The sequence below is a fragment of the Acidisphaera sp. L21 genome, assembly GCF_009765685.1.
In the GTDB taxonomy this organism is placed as follows: Bacteria; Pseudomonadota; Alphaproteobacteria; order Acetobacterales; family Acetobacteraceae; genus LMUY01.
Map to the genome: position 1 here is coordinate 6,018 of NZ_LMUY01000038.1, position 7,005 is coordinate 13,022.

7 protein-coding genes and 1 pseudogene are annotated in these 7,005 nt (G+C 62.1%); 5 read left to right on the forward strand and 3 right to left on the reverse strand.

The genetic code is table 11. From position 1 onward, the window contains the following. Nucleotides 1-73: 73 nt before the first annotated feature. Entirely contained in the window at nucleotides 74-337 is a 264-nt protein-coding gene (locus GSQ76_RS09100) for a hypothetical protein (protein ID WP_158743600.1), read from the reverse strand. Nucleotides 338-387: 50 nt separating this feature from the next. Here GSQ76_RS09100 and GSQ76_RS09105 point away from each other — a divergent pair, with 50 nt between their 5' ends. From GSQ76_RS09105 to GSQ76_RS09125, 5 genes are read left to right on the forward strand one after another with little or no spacing between them, the layout of a single operon-like run. Then, nucleotides 388-2,178, forward strand: coding sequence for a peptide ABC transporter substrate-binding protein (locus GSQ76_RS09105; RefSeq protein WP_158743601.1), 1,791 nt, complete (start codon nucleotides 388-390; stop codon nucleotides 2,176-2,178). Nucleotides 2,179-2,187: 9 nt separating this feature from the next. Next, nucleotides 2,188-3,150, forward strand: coding sequence for an ABC transporter permease (locus tag GSQ76_RS09110; protein ID WP_158743602.1), 963 nt, complete (start codon nucleotides 2,188-2,190; stop codon nucleotides 3,148-3,150). A gap of 1 nt (nucleotide 3,151) precedes the next feature. Next, nucleotides 3,152-4,072: an ABC transporter permease gene (locus GSQ76_RS09115; RefSeq protein ID WP_216850967.1), complete on the forward strand. Its 921-nt coding sequence runs from the start codon at nucleotides 3,152-3,154 to the stop codon at nucleotides 4,070-4,072. Continuing rightward, entirely contained in the window at nucleotides 4,073-5,047 is a 975-nt protein-coding gene (locus GSQ76_RS09120; protein WP_158743604.1) for an ABC transporter ATP-binding protein, read from the forward strand. Beyond that, nucleotides 5,040-6,029, forward strand: coding sequence for an ABC transporter ATP-binding protein (locus tag GSQ76_RS09125; protein ID WP_158743605.1), 990 nt, complete (start codon nucleotides 5,040-5,042; stop codon nucleotides 6,027-6,029). The genes GSQ76_RS09120 and GSQ76_RS09125 overlap by 8 nt, the downstream gene beginning before the upstream one ends. Nucleotides 6,030-6,031: 2 nt before the next feature. Here the strand turns inward: GSQ76_RS09125 and GSQ76_RS09130 are convergent, their stop codons facing one another. Further along, entirely contained in the window at nucleotides 6,032-6,562 is a 531-nt protein-coding gene (locus GSQ76_RS09130) for a cupin domain-containing protein (RefSeq protein WP_158743606.1), read from the reverse strand. A gap of 23 nt (nucleotides 6,563-6,585) precedes the next feature. Further along, a pseudogene (locus GSQ76_RS09135) lies at nucleotides 6,586-7,005 on the reverse strand (NmrA/HSCARG family protein); the annotation flags it as partial.

Consider the following 7,005-nt stretch of genomic DNA (forward strand, 5'->3'; position numbering starts at 1 on the left):
CGTGTACCGCAATCGCGCGGCTGTGAACGATCCGCAAAACCCTACGACGCATCCTGGAATCGTACTCGTGACCTCACGCTGAAGGCGGAATCGTTCGGTTATGACTGCTCCCTGCTGGCGCATCGCCCAGTTTCATGCGGCTGGCATCGAGACGTTGCTGGTGCAGGTCCAGCCGTTCGAGGGAGATGCGGTAGCTTGCTGTCACATTATGCCGCGCTTGCAGAAGCTTCTCAGCCACAAGGCGAGATGACGATTCAAGTCCTGCACCAAATCCTGGGCCAAAATTCAATGCCACTTTAATCAAAAAGCCAGCCGTCACTGGCACGAGCCATGGCATAGAATTTGCTTCTATTTGGCGCGATGGGCTTGTCGAAAGGGAGCGCCTGCATGGACGTGAACCAGCTTAAGGCTGCCGTTGAACGCGTCAAAGCGGGCAAGCTCCCGCGCCGGACATTCATCGCGCGACTCGTGGCGCTTGGGCTGACCGCCCCTGCAGCGACGCAGCTTTTAGCGCTTAGCGGCGCGGCCCATGCGCAGACAAAGCGGACATATACGCCTATAAAGGCCGGCGGCGGAGGCACGCTGAAGCTGTTGTGGTGGCAAGGGCCTACACTGCTTAACCCCCATTTCGCCACGGGCACAAAAGACCAGGACGGTTCACGACTGTTCTACGAGCCGCTGGCGGCCTGGGACTCCCAGGGCGAGTTGCAGCCCATCCTGGCGGCAGAACTGCCGAGCACGGCGAATGGCGGTCTGTCGCCGGATGGTAAGTGGGTCATATGGAAGCTGAAACAGGGGGTGAAATGGCATGACGGCCAGCCTTTCACGACTGACGATGTGGTATTCAACTGGGCCTACTCCAAAGACCCCGCAACGGCGACGGTAACCAGCGGTAGCTACAACAGCATCACCGTCACCAAAATCGACGAGTTCACGGTCAAAATTACCTCCGATACGCCGATGGGGTTTTGGGCAGATGCCTTCGTTGGGGCCTATGGGCAAATCATCCCGAAACATCTGTTCGAGGCGTTTAGCGGATCGAAGTCGCGTGAAGCACCAACCAATTTGAAGCCGGTCGGCACCGGTCCTTATCTGTTCAAGGAATTCCGTCCCGGTGACCTCGTTTCCGGCACGATCAACCCGAGCTATCATCAACCAAACCGTCCGTACTTCGATGCGGTGGAGATGAAAGGCGGGGGTGACGCGACGTCGGCAGCGCGTGCGGTGCTGCAAACCGGCGAATACGATCTGTCCTGGAATTTGCAAGTCGAAGACGAGGTACTGACCCGGCTCGAACAATCGGGCAAGGGCAAGATCCGCGTTACGGCCGGTGGCAATCTGGAGATGATCCAGCTCAACAACACCGACCCGAACGTTGAAGTCGATGGTGAGCGATCGAGTCTGAAGACCAAACACCCAACTCTGACCGACCCGGCCGTGCGCGAGGCGATGTCGTTGCTGATCGACCGGGATTCCATTCACAAATACATCTACGGTCGCGGTGGCCCGTTGACGCCGAATGTCCTGTTCAACCCAGTCCGCTTCAACTCGCTGAACACCAAGGCCGAGTTCAACGTCGACAAGGCGATCGGAATCCTGGACAAGGCCGGCTACAAGCCCGGCGCCGATGGCATTCGCGTCAAGGACGGCAAGGCGCTGAAATACGTCTTCCAGACTAGCACCAACGGTCCACGCCAAAAGACGCAGCAGATCGTGAAGCAGTCGTTCCGCAAGGCCGGTATCGATGTTGAGCTGAAATCCGTCGTTGCCTCGGTATTCTTCTCGTCCGACGTGGCCAATCCAGACACCTACCCGCATTTCTACACAGACTTGCAGATGTATACGACTGGGCCGCTGCTGCCGGACCCGGGGGCCTGGATGCAACTATTCCTGTCCACCGAGGCCGCGCAAAAGTCCAACAAATGGCAGGGCCGCAATATCACGCGGTGGCAGAACGCCGATTACGATGCGGTATATGCTAAAGCCATGGCCGCGCTCGATCCGGCGGAGCGCGCCTCGCTGATGATCAAGCTGAACGACATGGTCATCAACCAGATTATCGTGATCCCGCTCGTCACCCGCCCCAGCGTCGCCGCCGTGGTCAATGGGCTGCAATGCGAACTCAGCGGCTTCGACAGCTATATATGGGACTTTGCCAACTGGTATAAGCAAGCCTAGGGCCGCCGCATGTCGAGCGCCGCGCTCGTCCGTCGCATTCTGCTGGCCATCCCGAGTCTGCTTGCCATCAGCCTAGTACTTTACATCGTGCTGGCATTAGCACCCGGCGACCCGTTTGGGGAACTTGTCAGCAATCCGAACGTGCCAGCCTCCGTCGCGGCGGCGCTGCGGGCGCAGTATGGGCTAGATGACCCCGTATGGCAGCGATACCTACACTGGCTGTTCGCCATGTTACAGGGCAATTGGGGCTTCTCGTTCGTCAGCCGCATCGACGTGGATCAGCTGATTTTGCAACGCTTGCCGGTGACGATCGTGGTGATAGGCGCATCGCAGGTGTTGGCCATCGTCGTTGCCTTGCCAGTCGGTGTGCTGGCGGCGGCCAGGCCGTACTCACTGTTCGACCAACTGGCCAACACCGTCGCCTTCATCGGCTTCTCGATGCCAACTTTCTTCACCGGGTTACTGCTGATTCTCGTGTTCAGCATCAACCTCAACTGGCTGCCCTTTGTCTATCGCACCGATCTTGCAGCGACCGGGCTGCGGTGGTGGTGGGAAGAGATCCTTCAATCGATCATGCCTGTGACGGTGCTCGGGCTGTTTCAAGGCGCCTCTCTGGTACGGTTCGTACGGTCTTCGGTCATGGATGTCATCAAGCTCGATTACGTGACGACGGCGCGGTCCAAGGGCATCGGCGCCCGCCGGGTGTTGCTGCGCCATGTGGTTCGCAACGCTTTGATTCCTGTGGTGACGCTGGTGGCGTTGCAACTTCCCGTCGTGTTCGGGGGGGCCATCATCACCGAACAGATCTTTCGCGTGCCCGGCATTGGTTCGCTGCTGATCGACTCCATTCTCAGCAACGATACCCCCGTGGTGATGGGCGTCACCTTCGTCTTCGCTGCCCTGGTCATCCTGTTCAACCTGATCGCGGACATCCTATATGGCTGGCTCGACCCCCGCATCTCGTTCCGCTGAGATGCCAGCCGCCGTGATCGCCGAGCGCGCGCTGGTGCGCCACCCCCCAGCGTCACCGCTGGGCGAGGCATGGCGGCGCTTCCGCAAACACCGGCTGGCGGTGGTGAGCCTGATGATCTTGCTGGCCATGGTGCTGGTCATCGCCGTCGGGCCGTTTGTGTGGCGAGTGCCGATCGACGAGATCGATTTCTCCGCCCAGCTTTCACCACCGTCGTTCACGCACCCGTTCGGCACGGATGATCTGGGCCAGGATCTACTGGCCCGCATGATCTACGGTGGCCGCATCTCGCTGGCGGTAGGAATTGCGGCGATGATGGTCGCCGTCATCATGGGCATTCTGGTCGGCGCAGTGTCGGGCATCGCAGGGCGACGATTGGACGCGGGTCTGATGTGGATGACGGACATGTTCCTGTCACTGCCGCAACTGCCGTTGTTATTGTTGGTCCTCTATCTGTTCCGCAATGCCTTGGCCAAGGCATTGGGGCTGGAAGCAGGGTTATTCGTGCTGATCGTGCTGATCATCGGCGGGCTGCGCTGGATGCCAGTCGCGCGGCTGGTGCGGGCGCAGTTCTTATCGTTGCGGGAGAAAGAGTTTGTCGAGGCAGCGCGGGCCCTTGGCGCCTCGCGCATTCGTCTGGTAGTGCGACATATCCTACCGAACGCCATGGGACCGGTGATCGTCGCGGGGACAGTCGAGGTTGCAACCGCCATCATCGCGGAATCGACCCTGTCGTTCCTGGGCCTCGGCTTTCCACCAGACATTCCGACCTGGGGCAGGATCTTGTTCAGCGCCAAGGATCAGCTCGACTCAGCGCCGCATTGGGCGTTGTTTCCCGGCGCTGCAATCTTCCTCACCGTGCTCTCCATCAATTTCATCGGCGACGGGCTGCGCGACGCGCTCGATGCCAGGCGCGTCGGCTAGATGGAACGGCCTCTGCTCGACATCATTGGCCTCAAAACCTGGTTCGACACCGATGAGGGCGTCGTCCGCGCGGTCGATGGGGTTAGCCTATCGATCAACCGCGGCGAAACGCTGGCGGTGGTGGGCGAGTCCGGCTCCGGCAAGACGGTGACGGCGCGTAGTATCCTAAAGCTGATCGACACGCCGCCGGGTCGCTACGCCGCCGGGCAGATCCTGTGGCAGGGGAGGGACCTCGTACCGCTCGGCCCGCGCGACATAGATCGCGTTCGCGCACGGGAGATCGGGATGGTGTTCCAGGAGCCAATGACGTCGCTAAACCCGGTCTATACCGTGGGCGCCCAAATCACCGAGGCCTTGCGCGCCCATGAAAGCCTGTCGCGCAAGGCGGCCAACGATGCCGCGATCGAGATGTTGCGTCTGGTGCAGATCCCCACACCCGAGCGTCGGGTCAACGACTATCCGCACCAATTTTCAGGTGGCATGCGCCAGCGCGTGATGATCGCCATGGCACTGGTCTGCAAACCGAAGCTGCTGATCGCCGATGAGCCGACCACGGCTCTCGATGTCACCATCCAGGCGCAAATCCTGGAGCTACTGGCCGACATGAAGGACCGGTTCGGCATGGCTATCATGCTGATCACCCACGCCATGGGAGTGGTTGCGGAGAACGCACAGCGCGTAGCGGTGATGTATGCGGGCGTTGTGGTGGAGGAGGCGGATGTCGACGAATTGTTCGCCAATCCTCGCCATCCCTACACGCAGGGACTCATCCGCTCCATCCCACGGGTGGATACGAAAGCCATCGGCCGCACCCGATTGGAGCAGATCCCCGGCAGCGTGCCCAATCTGCTGGAACTACCACCGGGCTGCCGTTTTTCGAACCGCTGCCGAATGGCCACGGCGGACTGCCACGCCAGTGAACCCGCCCTGCGGCTGGTCGCACCCGACCACAAGGCAGCCTGCATCTATGCTTGACCCCGTGCCCCCGTTGCTCTCGGTTCGCGGCTTGAAAAAGCATTACGCCATTCGCGGCGGTATTCTGTCGCGCGTGGTGGACAAGGTCCACGCCGTGGACGGCGTCAGCTTTGACATCGCGCCCGGTGAAACGCTCGGCCTCGTAGGCGAATCCGGGTGCGGCAAATCGACGACCGGGCGCGCCATCATGCGACTCATCGAGCCGACGGAAGGCACGATCCAGTTTGAAGGCCGGGACGTGACGCGGCTGCAGGGCGAAGAACTGCGCGCTCTGCGGCGGCGGATGCAAATCATCTTCCAGGACCCCTTCGCTTCGTTGAACCCCCGTCACAGCGTGCGCGGGATCATTGGCGAAGCCTTGGTTATCCATGGCCTGGCGAAGAACCGCCGGGATCTGACCGAGCAGGTGGTGCGCCTGCTGGAACTGGTCGGCCTGCGCCCGGATCATATGACCCGCTTCGCCCACGAGTTTTCCGGCGGACAACGCCAGCGCATCGGCATCGCGCGCGCGCTGGCGGTGCAGCCCCGGCTGATTGTCTGCGACGAGCCAGTTTCCGCATTGGATGTCTCGATCCAGGCCCAGGTGATCAATCTTCTGGAAGACCTACAGGAACAGTTCGGACTGGCCTATTTGTTCATTGCGCACGACCTCTCGGTGGTGGAGCACATCAGCAACCGCGTCGGCGTCATGTACCTGGGGCGCGTGGTCGAGATCGCGACGGCCCGCGACCTCTACGCCAATCCGCTGCATCCCTATACCGAAGCGCTGCTATCCGCGGTGCCGATCCCGGATCCAACGGCGAAGCGGAGCCGGGTGGCCCTGAAGGGCGACGTGCCCAATCCGATCAATCCGCCCTCCGGTTGCCATTTCCACACGCGCTGCCCAATCGCGGTGGCACGCTGCGCCATCGAGGTGCCGGCGCTCATCACTGGCGCCAATTCGCATGCCGTCGCCTGCCATCTGCGGCACGAGACAATCTAGCCTCAGCCCACCAGGAACTCGGTCCGGAACTGCCCGGCGAGCGATTCAGCGAGCGCACGTTTCTCGGCTTGCTCCGCCGGGCTGAGCACCGGTGGCGGAGCGTCCCGGCTCGGGACCAGCACCCCCACGGTCGCGAAGAAATCCTCCTGCCCGGCGCCCGCGCAGAGGCACAGCATATGCGCGGGCTTGCCGGATACATTGCGAAAGCTGTGCGGGGCGTTGGCTGGGATGGCGACGGTCGCCGGGGCAGAGACGGTGTGTGTCTGGCACCGGAACGTGAACTCCAAACTGCCTTCCAGGATGGTGAACGCTTCCTCGAAATCATGACGGTGCGGGGGTGGACCGCCCTGAGCGGGAACCAGCATGTCGATCAGGCAGTATTTGCCCTGCGTTTGGCTGCCCGAAACGAGGATGGTGTAGCTACCGCCTGCCAGGAAGATGTGGCGCAAGCCGGGCGCCGCCGGGTCCGATACGACCAGACTGCGGGACAGGTCATCGGCGGGAAGGGGCTGTGTGGTATCTGAGCTAGTCATGGTCCGTTCTCCTGAAAAGCGGCTCAGCGCGCAGCCCAATGGGCGGCGGATTCCTCGGCGAAGGCGCGGTAGGCGAGGGGAGGACGGCCAAGCACGGCCGCCGTCTGCGCCAGTTCGGCTGGTGTGGCGGCCGCGCCGTCACGCTGATAACGCTGCATCATCAGCTTTAGATCATAGGCGAGCCAGGCCGGTCCCGAGGCCTTCAGGCGTTGCTCCAGCAGGTCCAGGTCGTCTCCGGCGTAACGGACGGGCCGTCCGAGCACCTGGGACCACAATGCACCCAGCGCGTCGCCATCCAGCACGTCCGGGCCGACGAGCGGGTAGGTAACCGCCGGCAGCGGCGCGCCGGCCCGTTCTCGCCGCATGAGTTCGCGGGCAGCGGCGCGGCCAATGTCGCGTGTGTCGACCATGGAAACGCCCCTGCGGCCGACTGGCATCGCGTA